This is a genomic window from Sinorhizobium sp. 22678, from assembly GCF_052044265.1.
Classification (GTDB): domain Bacteria; phylum Pseudomonadota; class Alphaproteobacteria; order Rhizobiales; family Rhizobiaceae; genus Sinorhizobium; species Sinorhizobium meliloti_A.
Genome location: NZ_JBQEMS010000003.1, coordinates 340,367 through 357,082, shown reverse-complemented (window position 1 = coordinate 357,082; position 16,716 = coordinate 340,367). Strand labels below are relative to the sequence as shown.

The window sequence follows — 16,716 nt, the reverse complement described above, 5'->3', positions numbered from 1 at the left end:
ACGAGCCTCACAGGCCGAACGGGAACGTATCCGGCACGCCCGCTTTTATGTGTTCCGCGCCGAGCGGTTCGACCGGCGTCGTCTGATCGAACCAGACGAAGGCGTCGAACTGCCGGGGCAGCGAGGCGTGGGCATAGTGGCTGAAGCGTTCCGTGTCCGGCCGGTAGATCACGCCGATGAAGCGCTCAAGCATCGGCTTGAGGAGACCGTCGCGCAGACGCGCGTGGCGTGCGAAGTCGATTAGGAAGCGCTCGACCCCTGAAACGTGCATTACGCGTTCGTAGCTTCCTTCGAGCGACGGCTGGATCGGCTTCACCTCCATTTCGCCGTCCCAATCGCTTGCGGCAGCCACATGACCGCCATGCGTGCCGAAGCCGATCAGCGCTGCCTGATCGCTAAACCGCTCGCGGCAGAGCTGACCGATGTTCAACTCCTCGCGTGCCGTGCCCATGTCGGTATGGCGAGCATCGCCGATATGGGAATTGTGCGCCCACACCACCGCCTTCGAGCGGGCGCCGCGTGCATTCAACAGATGCTCGAGCGTCGCGAACATATGGGTGTCGCGCATGTTCCAGGAGTCGGCCCCGGCATAATACATGATGCGGTAATACCGCTCGGCCGAGGCGACGAGGCGCGCGTTCTGCACCGCGTCGAGAAGCTCGTCGCCGCTGTCGCGCCCGGCTTCGAGCTGCCTCTCCAGGAGTTCGCGGCATTGCTTAACGACGGCCTCTTCGCATTTGCGGAAGCCCGCGGTCATGGCCGCACGGCCATAGGTCGCCGGCTCGTTCTGCCAGGGGGTCAGGCACCCGTAGCGCTCGCGGGCAACCGTAGCGGCCTCGGGATCGGTCTCATCGAGATACCGGAGAACCGCGGCAATGGAGCCGCGCATATTGTAGATGTCCAGGCCGTAGAAGCCGGCCCGGCCGGACAGGCCCCTGCGGCCGTTATGTTCGCGCATCCATTCGACGAAATCCATCACTTCGCGGTTGCGCCACATCCAGGTCGGGAACCGCTGGAAAGGCGCATCGAGACGCATGCCTTGCGTTCGATGTCGGACATAGCGGTCGACCGCCGCCGCATCCGGCCAATCCGCTTCGACCGCCACGATCGTGAACCCATGTTCCTCGATCAGGCGACGCGTGATGGCTGCGCGGGCGCGGTAGAATTCCGACGTGCCGTGGCTCGCCTCTCCGAGCAGCACGACCCGCCGCCCGGCAAAGCGATCGAAAAGCCGGCCGAAGGCAGGATCGTCGAAATCGGGCAGCGGCTCGGCCGACTCTGCAACCATCTCGGGCAGCGTGGGCGCCGGTCTGAGCCCGGCCCGGGATTGAACCCGCTCCTCATGCCAGCCGTATTCGCCGACGAGAGGCACGAATCTGACCCCGCCGAGGTCCTGCTCCTCGAATGTCGTGGCGTTGACGCGCGTGACCTTCAGCAGGCGCTGCTCCTCCGGGGGGCCGACGGGTATGACGAGATGGCCGCCGAGGTCGAGCTGCTCCTTGAGCGCATGCGGTATCTCGGGACCTCCGGCAGCGACCAGTATGGCGGTGAACGGTCCAGCCTCGGGCCAGCCGGCCGTGCCGTCGCCGACACGCACATCGATATTGCCGTAACCGAGCTCGGCAAATCGTCTCCGGGCGACCTCGGCGAGGCCGGCATGGCGCTCGATCGTATAGACATGTGCCGCGATCCGGCTCAGCACCGCCGCCGCATAACCGGATCCGGTCCCGATTTCGAGCACCGTATCGCCCGGCTGGACTTCGGCGCGTTCGATCATCAGCGCCACAATATAGGGCTGCGAGATGGTCTGGCCATGGCTGATCGAGAGGGCCGAATCCTCATATGCGAATTCCTCGAAGCCTGGATCGACGAATGCCTCCCGCGGGACGACGCCCATCGCCTCCACGACATATCTGTCCCTTATCCCCCGTCGCGAGAGATGCGACGTGATCATCCGTTCGCGGGCGCGCGAAAAATCAATCATGGCGGAAGCCTTCCTTGCGTTTCATCGCAACCCGCCGCGTCACATCGTGTCATTGTTTCGCCAAGGGGCGTGGTGACCTGGCTCCTTTCGGGCGGCCGGGTTGCTTTTGCGGACCCTGACGGCGGTGTCAGCCATGCCGCGGCAGCGGTACCTGCCTGTCGCTACAGCGCCGGGCGGCTGAGGCGTTCACGTTCGCGCTCGATCTCGTCGAGGCTATAGGGACCGGAGGCGGTGTCGAACCGGTTCCAGCCATCCTCCGTATAGGCGCGGCGCCGGACCGATATGTCGACGGCATCGCGATTTCTTAGAATCCCGTCCGCCTGTGCGACCAGAGGCTCCTCGGTCCTGACCACCACCAACGCACCGCCTCGGCGCACTCCCTCGGCGTAAAGATGCGCATCCTCCTCCTCGATCCCGGAATCGGTGAGCGAGCCGATGATGCCGCCGGCCGCACCTCCGGCGAGAGCGCCGGCCGCCGCGCCTGCGGCGGTCGACGCCAGCCACCCAGCCGCGACCACGGGTCCGACCCCAGGTATGGCCATCAGGCCCAGGCCTGTCAAAAGCCCCAGCGTGCCCCCGCCCACGGCGCCCAGACCAGCACCTGCTCCGGCACCGCTCGCCGTACCGGAACCGTCGGCCGAATAGCGGTCTCCCGCATTGTTGGCGACGATGCTTATATCTTCGGAAGGAAACCCTGCCGCCTCCAGATCGCTCACGGCCCCTCGGGCTTCCCCGTAATCGTCAAACAGCCCTGCCACGGTTCTCATCGTCTTCTTCCTTGATCTCTAAAGCGCGACTACGTTGCCCTGAAAATCGAGAGCGACGGAAACGGATTTGCCGTCCTTCATCGCGGTTGCCCGCCAGATACCCTTGTCGTCGAGCTTCAGCTCCTTGACGTCTGTGTAGCCCGCCTCCTGCATCCGTTCCCGTGCCTGGGCTTCGGTGAAGCTGTTCTTGCCGGGGACAGGTGCCGTCGGGTTCTGCGTGTCGGGAGTGGCAATGGCCGGGGTGTTGCCGGCCGTCTGCGCGAAGGCCGGTCCTGCGGCAGCGCTCAACAGTACCGCAACGCCGAAGACGGTGTTCTTCATGGCCTTTCCTCTCTCGATCCTCAATCGGCCAACCAAACCGTCCGGGCCAGATTTGGTTCCGCGGGCAGTCGCCGGCACGATGGGAAGGAAAGCGGGCCGGCGCCCCGGCTTTGAAGGCCCGGAAGGAACTTTATCGCCCTTCCCCGGTTGCATCCGCTCTGCTGCCGGTTTCGGTACTGCGCTGGAGGATGTGAAATGGCTACGAACGTAAAGGACGGCAAGGCCGCCAAGAGCTCGAAAGGGACGCATGGCGGGAATCGTGCAGGCGATCAAGCGAAGAAGGACGACGTCAAGAAAAGCAGCCAGGCGGCCGGCAAGGATCCGAACCGGGACAGCCGCTGAACGGCTGGGCACGACGACCGCGAGGCAGGAACTGAACGGAAGGAGCGATTATGCTGAAGTGGGCACTGATTTTCTTCGTTATTTCACTGATAGCCGGGTTCCTCGGATTTTCCGGCGTCTCGGCCGCGACGGCGGGGATCGCGAAGATACTCTTCTACATTGCGGTTATAATCTTCCTCGTATTCCTCGTACTGGCACTGGCCGTCGGAGGTGCCGTGACCTAAGTCCTGTTGGGATTCGGGGCGCTCGCGGCGGCGGCTCGTCCCTGTGCTCGTCACAGGGGTGCAGCCAGACCAAGTCCTTGGGCTGAAAGAACGCTTCCCGCGCCGCAGACGCGGCGCTGCTTTCATCTCTGTGACAAGCACAGAGAGAGGATGAGGAGAGATTGCAGTCCTCCGAAAAGTTCCTGCCGCGCGGCGCGTCTTCAGAGGTCGCTGTAGCACTCCGTCTCACAGCCGTCCGGAATGCGCAGTCTCAATTAAAAGGCGTTTCACTGCTTCAATGAAACAGCGAAACGCCTCGGGCGAACACAATACTGCTGCGGTCAGTGCAAGCTCTTGGAGTGACTGCGCAACATTGATCTTGCCTCCATCGCCGAACTCGGCCGCATGGCTGCAACATATTGCTCGGTCAACTCCAACATGGCGAGCGCGATCTCCTGCCATGACCAGCCCGCTTCCTCGGCCAGCGCGGTAAAGACCAGAAACTCGTCCTCCATTGCGCGCTGACACTCAAGCTCCCGGCTGTTTTGCTGGGTATGGATGTTGGGGCTGATGACAGGCATATGCTCCTCCCTCAGCGGCGCGTCAACGGACGCGCGCAGTCGCTGTAGCGCTTTGTTTTGCCTAATGTTTCTGCCCTTCGCTTCGGCTCCGGGCGCTCATGCGGTAGCTGCCAGACAAACGCCATGACGTGGCCGGCGGTTCCATCACGTTCGCGCCTTGGTGCTTCCCGGCTAAGTGGCGGACCCAAAGTGCGGGGGCGCGAGGGGACGCAATCCCACACCTTATGGCGAGCGGAACTTCCGAAAGACTGGCGGGTTGTCAAGGAAGTCTCGTTCACTTGGATGACCAGCATGACGTCAATGCCCCCGCGCTCCCCTTCGGAACACCCGTCCGAGCCGCTCGCGCTGCCGCGTCTCGTCGACGAGGAGGCCGAAGCATTTGTTGCCGAGGCGATTGCCGAGCTGGGCCGGTCGCAAATTCCGTTCCTGATCGCGGGCACCTTCGCCGTCAGCGCCCATACCGGGATTTCGAGGCCGACCAAGGATCTCGACGTCTTCTGCAAGCCCGGCGATTACACTCGCATCCTCAATCATTTCAAGTCGCTCGGATACGCCGTCGAAATCGAGGACGATCGATGGCTGGGCAAGGTCTTCAAGGGGAAATCCTTCTTCGACGTCATCTTCTCCTCGCCGAACGGAACCATGATGGTCACCGACGCCTGGTTCGCCAATGCTCTGTTGACAGAGATCGGTGCCTCCACCTGTGCGATCGTCGCGCCGACGGAACTCGTCTGGTCAAAGGCCTTCATCCAGCTTCGCCACCGCTACGACGGCGCCGACGTCGCGCACCTGATCCTGAAGGCACATGATCGAATCGATTGGGCAAGATTGCTCGGATACATGGAAGCGCACTGGGAGGTCCTGCTCATCCACCTCCTGAACTTCCGGTGGATCTATCCCTCCGAACGCGACAAGGTCCCGCTCTGGCTGATGGACGAGCTGTTGAGCAGGCTGGCGACGCAAAGAGACCTCCCACTGCCCCTGACGAAGATCTGTCGCGGCCGGATGTACTCGCGCCCCGACTACGAAATCGATGTGAAGGAATGGGGTTTCGCCGATGTCGGAGGCGACGCCGACGTCAGCGCAGAAACTGAGGATACGGAGTCATGAGCAAGTTGAAGGTGGCCGCCGTGGCGGACCTGCATGTGAAGGAGGACCGATCGGTCTCCTATACCGACCTCTTTGCGGAAATCGCGCGCGCGGCGGACGTGCTCGTGATTGCCGGCGATCTGACGGATCTCGGCAAGCCTGCGGAGGCGGAGCTTCTCGCCGCCGATCTGAAGTCCTGCACGATCCCGGTCGTCGCCGTGCTCGGAAACCATGATCATCAATGCGATGCCGTGGAGGAGGTTTCGTCGATCCTCGTCAGGGCGGGTGTGCATCTTCTCGACGGTCAGAGCGTCGAAATTTCAGGCGTCGGCTTCTGCGGAACCAAGGGGTTCATCGGCGGCTTCGGCCGGTATATGCTGGGCGCCTTTGGCGAAGCGGCGATAAAGACCATGGTCGGAACCAGCGTCGACGAGGCCATTCGGCTGGAGAACGCCTTGAGGGCTACCAGGGCGGAGCGCGCGCTCGTCGTTCTGCATTACGCGCCGATCCCTGAAACCGTTGCCGGAGAACCGAAGGAAATCTATCCGTTTCTCGGGTCGTCGCGGCTCGCGGAGACGATCGACCGCTTCAAGGTGAGCGCCGTCGTTCACGGCCATGCGCACAAGGGCGCTTATCAGGGGCAGACGCCCGGCGGCGCCCCCGTCTTTAACGTCGCCGCCCATGTGGAGAAACCGACGGGCAGGCCTTACGCCATGCTCGAACTCTGAGGCCTTTTGGACATTTTCAGGATAAGTGTGGCGGTTTTCGTCCGGAAGCGCGCAGCTTCAAAGGAGTCCTGTCACGGCCTCAGGACGACCTTGATGCAGCCGTCCTTTCTTTCCGCGAAGGTCTTGTAGAGTTCGGGGCCGTCGTCGAGCCCGCCGCGGTGGGTCACCACGAAGGACGGATCGATATCGCCCTTCCGGATGCGGTCCAGGAGCAAAGGCAAATAACGCTGAACGGGGGTCTGGGCCATCCGAAGCGTCAGGCCGCGGTTGATCGCCGAACCGAGCGGTACCTTGTCGAGGGAGCCGCCATAAACGCCGACGACAGAAACCGTGCCGAAATTCCTGCAGCAATGGATCGCCTGCCGCAATACATGCGGCCGGTCCGTTCCCATGAAGGTCGCCACCTTCACGCGGTCGACAAGCGAACCCAGGCTTGCCCGGCTGTCGGCCTCCGTTCCCACGGCGTCGATGCAGGCATCTGCGCCCCGGCCACGGGTGATCTCCATGATCCGGTCATAGATATCCTCCGCCATGTAGTCGAGGGTCATGGCGCCGGCGGACTCCGCAAGCCTCAGGCGCTCCGCGATCGTATCGATGGCGATAACCCGTTCGGCGCCGAGCAGAAAGGCTGACCGGATCGCCATCTGCCCGACTGGGCCGCAGCCCCAGATCGCAATCGTCTGCCCGGGTTCGATGTTGCAGAACTCCGCCGCCATGTACCCGGTGGGGAAAATATCGGAGAGGAAGAGCGCCTGCTCGTCCGTGAGTTCGTCGGGAACCTTGATGGGCCCGACATCGGCGTGCGGCACGCGCAGATACTCCGCCTGTCCGCCGCTATAGCCACCGAGGAGATGGGAGTAGCCAAAGAGGCCCGCGGGTGAATTGCCCCAGAGCTTCACCGCCTTTTCCCGGTCGGGATTGGTTCGCTCGCAGGCGGAATAGAAGCCCTTCCGGCAGAAGAAGCACTCGCCGCAGGCGATGGTGAACGGAACGACCACCCGGTCGCCGACCTGCAGGCCGGTCGCGCCCTTGCCGACCTCCACGACCTCGCCCATGGTTTCATGGCCGAGGATGTCGCCATTCTCCATGGATGGAATGAGGCCGTGGAAAATATGAACGTCCGATCCGCAAATCGCACAAGCGGTGACCTTGATGACGACGTCGCGGTCATCCTCGATCTTCGGATCGGGCACGCTCTCGCACCGGATATCGCCTTTGCCGTGCCATGTCAGGGCTTTCACGTCGGAGCTCCTTTTCGCTGAAAGAAAAAGAAATGACGGGCGCTGCTCGTCCTTTCACATTCTTCCAAACACGGAGCCTGGGCGGGTGTTCCCTGGAGCCGGGCAGATCACACGACGAGCACGAAATCGCCCGCCGTCAGGCCCGGCTGCGTCGAAAGCACGGCGAACTGCACGGCCGTATGACCGGAAAGGCTGCCGTCGGCGTCGTAGTAGAGCGCACCGCTCGTCGTGTCGTAGATGATTTTCTGGTTCACGTTCTGCGCATCGGTTGCACCGGCCGCCGCGTAGAACTGCGTCGCCGCCAGCGTCCCGCCACTCAGCGTGGTGAAGACACTCTTCGACAGGAAGAGCCTGTCTCCGGCGGTGAAATCCACGACCGTGTCGACATTCCCAGCGCCGAGAGCGAAGTCGAACTGGAAAATGTCCGCACCCGCGCCACCGAAGAGGGTGTCGCTTCCGCCGCCGCCCGAAAGAAGGTTCGCGTTCGCGTCGCCGCTCAGGCTGTCATTGCCGGTCCCGCCCCAGATGTTCTCGATGTTGCGGATCGTGTCCTCGGCCACGCCCCCGACCGTGACGGTCGTATAGCTGGCGCCGTCGAGTGCGACGGAGACGGATGCGCTCTTGTCACGGTAGCTCGCGGTATCGGAAGCCGCCCCGCCGTCGAGAATATCCGCTCCGCCTCCGCCCGTGAGGAGGTCCTTGCCGTCATTGCCGTTGAGGGTGTTGGCGAAGCCATCGCCCGCGAGCGTATCGTTGCCCTTGCCGCCGAACACATTCTCGATATTGCGAATGGTGTCTTCCGCGACGCCGCCGACGAAGACGAAGCTATCGCTGGCGCCGAAGAGAGTCACGTCGACCGACGCCGTCTTCTCCCGGTAATCCGCAGTATCCACGCCCGCGCCGCCGTCTATGAAATCGGCGCCGAGAGCTCCCCGAAAGATATTGCTTGCGGCGTCGCCGACAAGCGTGTCGTCACCGGAACCCGAGAGAACATTCTCCACACCGCGGATAATGTCTTCGGCGACTCCGCCGACGAGGACGGTCGCGTTCGTCGCGCCGTTCAGCGTAACAGTGATCGCGTCGGTCTTCTCGAGATAATCCGCCGTGTCGATACCGTTGCCTCCGTCCAGCACGTCGTTGCCAAGGCCCCCTTTCAGCGTATCGGCGCCGTCATTGCCGATAAGGACATTGGCCAGACTGTCTCCGGTGAGCGTATCCGCGGCCGAGCCGCCGGCGATGTTCTCGAAGTTGCGGATCGTATCTTCGATAACGCCGCCCACCTTGACGGTCACAGGGTTGGCGCCGTCAAGGGTCACGACGACCGATTGCGTCTTGTCCCGGTAATCGGCCGTATCTGCCCCGCCGCCGCCGTCCAGACTGTCGGCGCCCGCACCACCACGTATCGTATTGTTGCCGGCGTCGCCCGTCAGCACGTCGGCACCGGCACCGCTGAAGATGTTCTCGATATTGCGAATCGTATCCTCGGCAACGCCGCCGACCGTCGCAATAGCATCGGCTGCGCCCGCCAGCGTCAGGACGACACCTACCGTCTTGTCGCTGAAGTCGGCCGTATCGGACCCCGCGCCGCCGTCGATCGTATCCTGTCCACCACCGCCCTTGAGAATGTCGCCGCCGCCGCCGCCCAGGAGGACGTTGGCCTGTGAGTCGCCGGTCAGCACGTCCGCGACGGCGCTGCCCGTGACATTCTCGATGTTGCGCAGCGTGTCCTCCGCAGCGTTGCCAACGATCACCTTCGCGTCGTTAGCGCCGTTGAGCGTCACCGCGATCCCCTTGGCTGAAGCCGAATAGTCGACCGTGTCGTTGCCCGCCCCGCCGTCGAAGACGTTTTGGAACGCGTCGCCTGCGAACACGTCATTGCCCGAGCCGCCGATGACGTTCTCGATGTTGCGCAGAGTATCCTCCGCGACGCCGCCGACGAAGACAGTCGCCGGGTTCGATCCGGCCAGTGTCACGACGAGCGACGCCGTCTTGTCACTGTAGTCGGCCGTGTCGCTGCCGGCACCTCCGTCCAGAAGGTCGGCGCCTAGGCCGCCGCGGAACGTATTCGCGGCGGCGTCACCGGTAAGCTGGTCGTTGCCGGATCCGCCGTTGATGTTCTCGATGTTGCGAACCGTATCCTCGGCCGTCCCGCCGACCGTTGCAATGGCATCGGTCGCCCCATTGAGGGCCAGCACGACGGATTGAGTCTTATCGCTGAAGTCTGCGGTGTCGCTGCCGGCTCCGCCGTCCAGCACGTCGGCACCGAGGCCTCCGCGAAACGTATTGGCGGCTGCATCGCCGATGATCGTGTCGGCACCCGAGCCGCCGACGATGTTCTCGATCTTCGCGATCAGATCCTCGGCGACGCCGCCAACCGTTACAGTAACAGGGTTGCCGCCATTCAGCGACACGGCGATCGCCGCCGCCTTGTCGCTGTAGTCGGCGGTGTCGCTGTCTTCGCCGCCGTCAAGGGTGTCTGCGCCGCCTCCTCCCTTGAGCCAGTCGTTGCCGCGCGCACCCGAGAGCTTGTTTGCCGCCGCATCGCCGATGAGCGTGTCGTCCGCCGTCCCGCCGACGATGTTCTCCACATTGCGGATCGTGTCCTCGGCGACGCCACCGACGAAGACCGTAGCCGCGTTCGCGCCGCTGAGCTGTACGACGACTGAAGAGGTCTTTTCGCGGAGATCGAAGGTATCGATCCCGGTGCCACCGTCGGCCGTGTCGTTGCCGGCGCCGCCGGACAGCGAGTCGTCGTCGGCACCGCCGTTGAGAATGTCGTCGCCTGCTTCGCCGCGCAGGATATTGCTTCGGTCGTCACCGGTCAGCACGTCGTTGCCCGAGCCGCCATAGACGTTTTCGAAGTTGCTGATCGTGTCCTCGGCGAGGCCGTTCACGAAGACGGTGGCGGGTGTCGCCCCCATCAGAGTGACAACGACGGACTGGGTCTTATCGGTATAGTCGGCCGTATCGTTCCCAGCGCCTCCGTCGAGGACGTCGTTTCCGCCGCCGCCTCGGAACAGGTTGTTTTGGGCGTCGCCCGTAATAGTGTCGTTGCCGGAGCCCCCGTAAACGTTCTCGATGTTGCTGAGAGTGTCCTCGGCCACGCCATTGACGAAGACCGTCGCGGCGGTCGCACCGGTCAGGGTGACTTCGACTGAAGTCGTCTTTTCGCTATAGTCGACCGTGTCGACGCCCGCGCCGCCGTTGATCACGTCGGCGCCTCCAAGTCCCTGAATGAAATCGTCACCGCCGAACCCGCTGATCACGTCGTCTAGATCAGTGCCGATGAGGACATTGTTTCCGGCTGTGCCGTTAATGACTGCCATGGGAATTCCTCCCTAAAAATCTCCAGTCGGGGGCCTGGATATTGCGCCCGACGCTTGGAGAATTGCTGACGTAAAAGCCGGGCATTGGTGATGTTGCGCGTCCCCTGAGTGCAAGCGGCTCGCGCGATCATTCATTTGGTACCGGCGCGGGCTGAGAAATATGTGCGGCTCGTCGCCCGTCTTACCCGTCTAGATCAATATCGATTACGTGCTGAACTTGGGGCCTCGACCGTGAACACTGTGATTTCCACGGCTCCTTTTCTGGGCATGCCGCCTTCTAGGCAAGACAATAGTACGGGATAATTGCACCGCCGGCTGCGGTTGGGAATATAAAGAACCATATAGTGCAGGGGGAACCGGGAGCATGGACAGGGCCCCTGGATCTCTGTGATTAAGGTTGAGCCTACCGAAAATTATGAACGTGACGGACTCCGACAGGCTGAGACGCGGGCTACCGGGGGACGACCGCAAACACTTTTCCTTATCCCACTCTAGGTGTGGCTGCAGCTTTAGAAAGCGGCCGCGGATCGGGATCTCTGCAGCAGGGCGTAGGCCCGGAAAACGAAGCATATAAGTTTCACTATATTTCGGAATCAATGATTTGGTGTGACTATGCGTTCAGTGGCGTCTGGACACTCACGGACGACACGACAAAAAACCTCGGAAAAATATCACCTTTTATAGGAAAGGGGCTACCTATGCTTACACGTAGGAGAATTGTTTCCGTATGCGCGCTGGGAGTATCCTTCCTGATGTTGCTCCCGCTTATATCGATCACTGTATTCGACGGGTCTTCCGACAAGGCCTTTGCAGACAGCCGCGACATCGGCCACAAGAAGGGCGACAAAGGAAAACAGGATAGCGGCGGTTGATCTACACCGACGCGTAACAAGCTCCATGCCAGCTCGGAGGCTCAAATGCCTCCGTTTTTTTCGACTTCGAGCGGCTCAAGATCTCAAGGGATTGGTGTACTGCACATGAAGCGCGGCAAGGGTGGCGCGATTGCTGATGTCCAATTTGCGGAAGATGTTGTGCAGGTGGATGCCCACCGTACCTTCGGAGGTTCCGAGTCTCGCGGCGATCATGCGGTTGGAGAGACCGCCGCAGATCAGCGCTGCGATTTCGCGTTCGCGCGGCGTAAGCAGACTGAACCTCTCCAGCGTCGCGTCGTCGCTTACTTGAGACGTTTTTGCCATCAAATCGGCCGGCAGCCACTTCCCGCCCATGGCGACTTGCCGCATGCAGTCCAGCAGCGCTTCGGGCGCATATTCCTTCAGGAGAAGACCGGAGAGCCCCATCTTCAGCGCTTCCGCGACCTGCGGGCCGCTGATCGTCGCAGTCAGGAAGATCACCCTCGGCAGACGCCGCGTGCCGCGGATCGCCCTCAGGATTTCCAATCCGCCCATGCCGGGCATGGCCACGTCGAGGACGGCAATGTCCGGCTGGAGGCGGGATATGAGCGAAATCGCTTCGACGCCGCTTGCCGTTGCGCCGACGACGTCGAAGTCCGGCGCTGCGGCGATGATGTCCTGCAATCCTCGCAGGAGCAACGGGTGATCGTCGACGAGCAGCACCGAATGCATCACCTGACCTCCAGCTTCAGCGGTAGCGCGATCTTGAGCCCGAGGCCAGGAGAGTTCCGGCAGACCGCCAGCTTTCCGCCAAGCTCCGCCACCCGCTGCGACAGCGAGAGGGGCTTCATCTCGAGTTCACCCGATATTCCCGTGCCGTTATCGGTGATCTCAAGGTTCAGGAGCTCCGCGCTCCTGACAAAAGCTATCCGCAACAGCGTCGCTCGTCCGTGGCGCACCGCATTGCTCGCGGCTTCGGAGATCAACTGCATTATCTCGTAAAGCATCCATTTGGGCACCACGAGCGGCGCGGGTCCGTGTGACACGTCGATTGCGCAATTCCACTGCGTTCTCAAGAGGTCGAGAAATTCCGGAAGTTCCTGCTCGAGCCTGGCGAGATTACCTTCCTCTCCCGGTCGGTTCTCATCCACGAATTTGCGGACACATTGCTGCTGTTCGAGGATGAGCGAGCCCACCTCCGTCAGCTGCGTCTTTGCGCCATCCGGGATTCCTTCTCCGATCAGTTTCAGTTTGAGACGCGCCGCAGTGAGGTTCTGAAGCACGCTGTCATGCAGATCGCGGGCAAGGCGCATGCGCCCCTCGGAACGGGCGGCCTGGATAAGAGCGACACGCTCGAGCTCCGTCCCGACGCGGGTGGCGATGATCTGAGACAGATCTTTCGTGTCGTCGGCGGCGTTGGCGAAGCTGACCACGAAAACGCAGCCGCGATATCGAACACTGGAGAAGGCGGCGGAAAATACCTTGCGGTCCGATTGGTCGGTGTTTGCGCGGATCTGGGGCAGATCGGCGAAGAGGCCATTCAGCGCCTCGCCGCTCTTGCGATCGCGTCCGTCGTAGTGATCGGGATCGTGACGACGCCAGAAGTCGGTGTCCCTGAGATCGGCCAATTGGAGCATGCCGTTAGCCCAGTGTGCGACGCATCCCGATTCGAATTCCTGCTCACGCCAGATGACGAGCAGATGCGCATCGCCGAGAACGCCGGAAGCATGTTCCAACAGGATACTCAGCCAGGACACCCGGTCCTCGCCGATTGCGCCCGGCGGCCACTGCGCGAGTTGCGCCAGGCGCTGCCGGCTTCGTTCGCGATAGGCTCCGAAATAGCCGAGCGTCGCCGCGATGAGCACGAAATAGGTGGACCGCATGATGAAGACGTTGAGTTCCGCGTCGCCGTCGAGAAGGTCGGGAAGGCCGACCACGAGCTGGACGAGAAGGGCGATCAGTGCTCCGAGCGCTGCACCCTTCAAACCCCAGCGCATCGTCATCGCCAGGATGACGAACGGAAGAATCGAAAAGAACGGGCTCACCAGTTCGTTCGTCAGGAACGTCAGCCAGCCGACGACCGCCGCGTCGATACCATGGATCAAGAGGTGCACCGGACTGACGAACGAGTACCGCAGCGGAAACATCACCAGCGCAGTTGCGAGGAGAAGGTAGAGGCAAAGAACGACGCGAGACTCGTATAGAAGCGAGTTCGGCCGAGTGGGATCGAGATAGATCGCCAGAATTGCGAAAGCGGCCGTGATCACGCGACCGAGGCAGATCAGGCGTTCCGGATCCGTGCGCAACAGCCACTCGCGCGCGCCCCCCGCAAATTCCTTAGCTGGGCGGTGAGCGCGCACAGGCGCGTCATTCCGGGTCGGCTGCGTGATCGCCATGCGCAACTCTGCCTTCGCGCGATCGCGGAAGTGAAAATTTATATTAGTATGTCGCGATCTTCACTGCGAATGGCGCGAAAGTCAACGATCCTGTGCCGCCTAAGCGCGCCTGAAGAGACGCGCGACGCCGGAGCGGCTTCGGCCGACCGTCGCGCGCGGCTTGCCGAGGACAAGCGCGGCGACGGCAATGCCCAGCACGCAGACAGCGGCCGTCGTTGCGACCGGGACGCGGCGGGAGGAGCGCAGCCCGCCGTCGATGCCCCCTGGCTCGGCCGGTGCCCTGAACAGATTGCCATGGCTCCTCGCCACGCGCGGCGCGCGGCTCAGATAACGCGATGTCAGCTTCGCCATGAGCCGCGGGGTCATGTTCGGCGCGACGAAATGCGCGAACCGCGTCAGGTCGGCGACGAGGCCGACGGTCAGCGAATTGCGGGGGCGCTCCGCCAGGCGCACGATCGCCCGGGCAGCGCGGCGCGCATTGTAGACCGGCGGAGGAACGCTCAGCCTGCGACCGGTGTAATTGGCGCCGTGCCGGACCCCGGGTGTGTCCATGAAGGTCGGATAGACGTCGCAGATGTGAATGTCGCGCTCGTCCGCAAGCTCCGCCCGCAGAGCTTCCGAAAAGCCCCTCAGGCCGAATTTGCTGGCGCTGTAGGCCGCGGCAAAGGGTGCAGAGGCGAAGCCGCCGAGCGAGATCATATTGATGAAAATACCATGCCCCTGTTTGCGGAAGATCGGGATCGCCGCGTGCGCGTCGTTTAGATGGCCGATCAGGTTGATGCGGATGACCTGTTCATGCGCTTCGATCGGCGTTTCCTCGAAGCGGCCGACGGCGCCGACGCCGACATTGCTGAACCAGACGTCTATCTTGCCGAAGCTGATCGCCTTCCTGGCCAGGTCCTTGACCGCATCGGCGTCCGTCACGTCGGTGGGGGCCACGAGAACCTCCGCTCCGAGTTTACGGCAGGTTCTGGCGACCTCGTGAAGCGCGGCCGCATCGCGCGCCGCAAGCACCAGCTTCGACCCACGCCGGGCAAAGGCCTCGGCGGTGGCCTGTCCAACCCCCGACGACGCCCCGGTGATGACGACCACTGCATCTTCGAGAGAATTCAACATATCGCTCCTCCATCTGCCGTCCGCACGCCGGCCGCAACCACATTACGAGCATGCCCCCGCCGCCTGTGGAACCGCGAGGGAGCGAAGATGTTCCGGCAGCGCCGGCCCTTCAACGCTTCGTCTTGCCGGCGTCCGAAACCTTGCCGCGATGCGGATCCTTCAGGTTCTCGCCGACGGCGTCCCGATCGCGTTCCGGATCATCCTTGGCGGGGAGATATCCTCTCGGGCGCGTCTCCTTCGGTCCTTCCCACCGCGGCGACTGCTCGGTAGTGCCGGGCGCACCTTCCTTTGGCGTTTTCATCGTCATTCTCCATCAAGCTGCAAGGCGAACCGAACACTGTGCATCCGGAACGCACTCATTCCTGGTCTTTCATGTCGGGCAGGGGATTGCGCTGGTCGGCATCCTCCAGGTCGGACTTGACGATGTATTCATCCCTCTTCAAACGCGCCGCCTCCCGCGCGGCCTTGGCGTTCGGGATCTCGTCCGGTTCCATCGGGGGTTTGTCGGCCTCCGGGCGCAGGTCGCTGTCATTCTCGACAGGCGGTTGCACGGTCTTCACATCAAGGGGGGCCGCGGATGGGCGCTTGGCTCTCTCCATCTTACTCTCCTGCTGTTTCATTGGGTCAGGAGGGCAACGTGAAGCCGTAGGCGAAGTTCCATCGGCGGTCTTCTCAAGGCCGCCATGGCCCGGAACAAAGCCAGTCTGCCCGAGTTAGGGCCGCGTACTCGCCGGAGGCAGCGCAGCGATGCCGATCGCCATTCCAGAAGGAGCCTTGCGAAGGAGTTCGTGACCATGGAAAAATTTCCGCACCCTCCCTTTCCCCGCCAAACCCAGGAAATGCCCGGCACCACCGATCGGATGCAGCCGCTGCCCGATCACGGGGAAAACTCCTACCAGGGTTCCGGACGCCTGAAGGACAAGAGAGCCATCATCACCGGCGGGGACAGCGGCATCGGCAGGGCCGTGGCGGTCGCCTATGCGCGCGAGGGAGCGGACGTTCTCATCAGCTATCTGAGCGAGCATGACGACGCGATGGCCACCAAGGCTCTGGTGGAGGAAGCAGGCCGCAAGGCCGTGCTTGCCGCCGGCGACATTCAGTCGTCCGACCATTGCCGCAGGATTGTCGAAACGGCCGTTCGGGAGCTCGGCGGCATCGACATCCTCGTCAACAATGCGGCCCATCAGGCGACCTTCAAGAACATCGAAGACATCAGCGATGAGGAATGGGAGCTGACATTCCGCGTCAACATGCACGCGATGTTCTACCTGACCAAGGCAGCGGTGCCGCACATGAAGAAGGGCAGCGCCATCATCAACACCGCCTCCATCAATGCCGATGCTCCCAATCCGATCCTGCTTGCCTATGCGACCACCAAGGGCGCGATTCACAATTTCAGTGCCGGTCTCGCTCAGATGCTGGCCGAGCGGGGGATAAGGGTGAATGTCGTGGCTCCGGGACCGATCTGGACGCCGCTTATTCCCTCCACCATGCCCGAGGATACGGTCACGAATTTCGGCAAGCAGGTGCCGATGACGCGGCCGGGGCAGCCCGTGGAGCTCGCCTCGGCCTATGTCATGCTCGCAGACCCCATGTCGAGCTACGTGTCCGGTGCGACGATCGCCGTGACCGGCGGCAAGCCGTTCCTCTGAGAGGCCGGCGGTCGGCGAACGGCTCGTCGATCGCACCCGAATGAAATGTACATTTCATCTTGATTTTCTTCAGAATTCGTATTCCATTTCCTCCCGGCTTCACAGTCGCCCGAGGGAGG

General features: G+C 62.6%; 16 protein-coding genes. 5 read left to right on the top strand and 11 right to left on the bottom strand.

What is annotated here, in order from left to right:
• Window positions 1-7: 7 nt before the first annotated feature.
• The 3 genes from ACTJKL_RS07200 to ACTJKL_RS07190 form a co-directional block, all read right to left on the bottom strand.
• Entirely contained in the window at window positions 8-1,984 is a 1,977-nt protein-coding gene (locus ACTJKL_RS07200) for a protein-L-isoaspartate(D-aspartate) O-methyltransferase (protein ID WP_440852552.1), read from the bottom strand.
• A 161-nt stretch (window positions 1,985-2,145) separates the two neighbouring features.
• The gene (locus tag ACTJKL_RS07195; RefSeq protein ID WP_440852551.1) at window positions 2,146-2,751 is read right to left on the bottom strand and encodes a general stress protein; all 606 of its coding nucleotides are present in this window, start codon (window positions 2,749-2,751) and stop codon (window positions 2,146-2,148) included.
• 18 nt (window positions 2,752-2,769) lie between these two features.
• A complete protein-coding gene (locus ACTJKL_RS07190; protein WP_440852550.1) occupies window positions 2,770-3,072 on the bottom strand; it encodes a PepSY domain-containing protein in 303 nt (100 codons plus the stop codon).
• A 195-nt stretch (window positions 3,073-3,267) separates the two neighbouring features.
• Here ACTJKL_RS07190 and ACTJKL_RS07185 point away from each other — a divergent pair, with 195 nt between their 5' ends.
• Both ACTJKL_RS07185 and ACTJKL_RS07180 read left to right on the top strand, forming a co-directional pair.
• Window positions 3,268-3,414, top strand: a complete 147-nt coding sequence (locus ACTJKL_RS07185) for a hypothetical protein (RefSeq protein ID WP_440852549.1) — start codon at window positions 3,268-3,270, stop codon at window positions 3,412-3,414.
• A 50-nt stretch (window positions 3,415-3,464) separates the two neighbouring features.
• Window positions 3,465-3,638, top strand: a complete 174-nt coding sequence (locus tag ACTJKL_RS07180) for a DUF1328 domain-containing protein (RefSeq protein WP_010975005.1) — start codon at window positions 3,465-3,467, stop codon at window positions 3,636-3,638.
• Between the two features lie 320 nt (window positions 3,639-3,958).
• Here ACTJKL_RS07180 and ACTJKL_RS07175 read toward each other — a convergent pair whose 3' ends face one another.
• On the bottom strand, window positions 3,959-4,198 hold the full coding sequence (locus ACTJKL_RS07175; RefSeq protein ID WP_100670924.1) for a hypothetical protein: 240 nt from the start codon (window positions 4,196-4,198) through the stop codon (window positions 3,959-3,961).
• A gap of 291 nt (window positions 4,199-4,489) precedes the next feature.
• On the opposite strand from ACTJKL_RS07175, the gene ACTJKL_RS07170 reads away from it, so the two are divergent.
• On the top strand, window positions 4,490-5,308 hold the full coding sequence (locus tag ACTJKL_RS07170; protein ID WP_100671596.1) for a hypothetical protein: 819 nt from the start codon (window positions 4,490-4,492) through the stop codon (window positions 5,306-5,308).
• On the top strand, window positions 5,305-6,015 hold the full coding sequence (locus ACTJKL_RS07165) for a metallophosphoesterase family protein (protein ID WP_440852548.1): 711 nt from the start codon (window positions 5,305-5,307) through the stop codon (window positions 6,013-6,015). Before ACTJKL_RS07170 ends, ACTJKL_RS07165 begins: the two co-directional genes overlap by 4 nt.
• 71 nt (window positions 6,016-6,086) lie before the next feature.
• On the opposite strand, the gene ACTJKL_RS07160 is transcribed toward ACTJKL_RS07165, so the two are convergent.
• The 7 genes from ACTJKL_RS07160 to ACTJKL_RS07130 all read right to left on the bottom strand — a co-directional run bounded on the left by ACTJKL_RS07160 (window position 6,087) and on the right by ACTJKL_RS07130 (window position 15,544).
• Window positions 6,087-7,256 (bottom strand): zinc-dependent alcohol dehydrogenase, encoded by a 1,170-nt coding sequence (locus ACTJKL_RS07160; protein WP_440852547.1) that lies wholly within the window; start codon window positions 7,254-7,256, stop codon window positions 6,087-6,089.
• 107 nt (window positions 7,257-7,363) lie between these two features.
• On the bottom strand, window positions 7,364-10,582 hold the full coding sequence (locus ACTJKL_RS07155) for a beta strand repeat-containing protein (protein ID WP_440852546.1): 3,219 nt from the start codon (window positions 10,580-10,582) through the stop codon (window positions 7,364-7,366).
• 947 nt (window positions 10,583-11,529) lie between these two features.
• Entirely contained in the window at window positions 11,530-12,165 is a 636-nt protein-coding gene (locus ACTJKL_RS07150) for a response regulator (RefSeq protein ID WP_440852545.1), read from the bottom strand.
• A complete protein-coding gene (locus ACTJKL_RS07145; RefSeq protein ID WP_440852544.1) occupies window positions 12,165-13,829 on the bottom strand; it encodes a sensor histidine kinase in 1,665 nt (554 codons plus the stop codon). The genes ACTJKL_RS07150 and ACTJKL_RS07145 overlap by 1 nt, the downstream gene beginning before the upstream one ends.
• A 99-nt stretch (window positions 13,830-13,928) precedes the next feature.
• Window positions 13,929-14,945 carry an SDR family oxidoreductase gene (locus ACTJKL_RS07140; RefSeq protein WP_440852543.1) on the bottom strand — a complete coding sequence of 339 codons (1,017 nt, stop codon included), beginning with the start codon at window positions 14,943-14,945 and terminating at the stop codon, window positions 13,929-13,931.
• A gap of 109 nt (window positions 14,946-15,054) precedes the next feature.
• Window positions 15,055-15,246, bottom strand: coding sequence for a hypothetical protein (locus ACTJKL_RS07135; protein WP_003532118.1), 192 nt, complete (start codon window positions 15,244-15,246; stop codon window positions 15,055-15,057).
• 55 nt (window positions 15,247-15,301) lie between these two features.
• Window positions 15,302-15,544 (bottom strand): hypothetical protein, encoded by a 243-nt coding sequence (locus ACTJKL_RS07130; RefSeq protein ID WP_440852542.1) that lies wholly within the window; start codon window positions 15,542-15,544, stop codon window positions 15,302-15,304.
• A gap of 195 nt (window positions 15,545-15,739) precedes the next feature.
• On the opposite strand from ACTJKL_RS07130, the gene ACTJKL_RS07125 reads away from it, so the two are divergent.
• Entirely contained in the window at window positions 15,740-16,597 is an 858-nt protein-coding gene (locus tag ACTJKL_RS07125; RefSeq protein ID WP_440852541.1) for an SDR family oxidoreductase, read from the top strand.
• The last annotated feature ends 119 nt before the right edge of the window (window positions 16,598-16,716 follow it).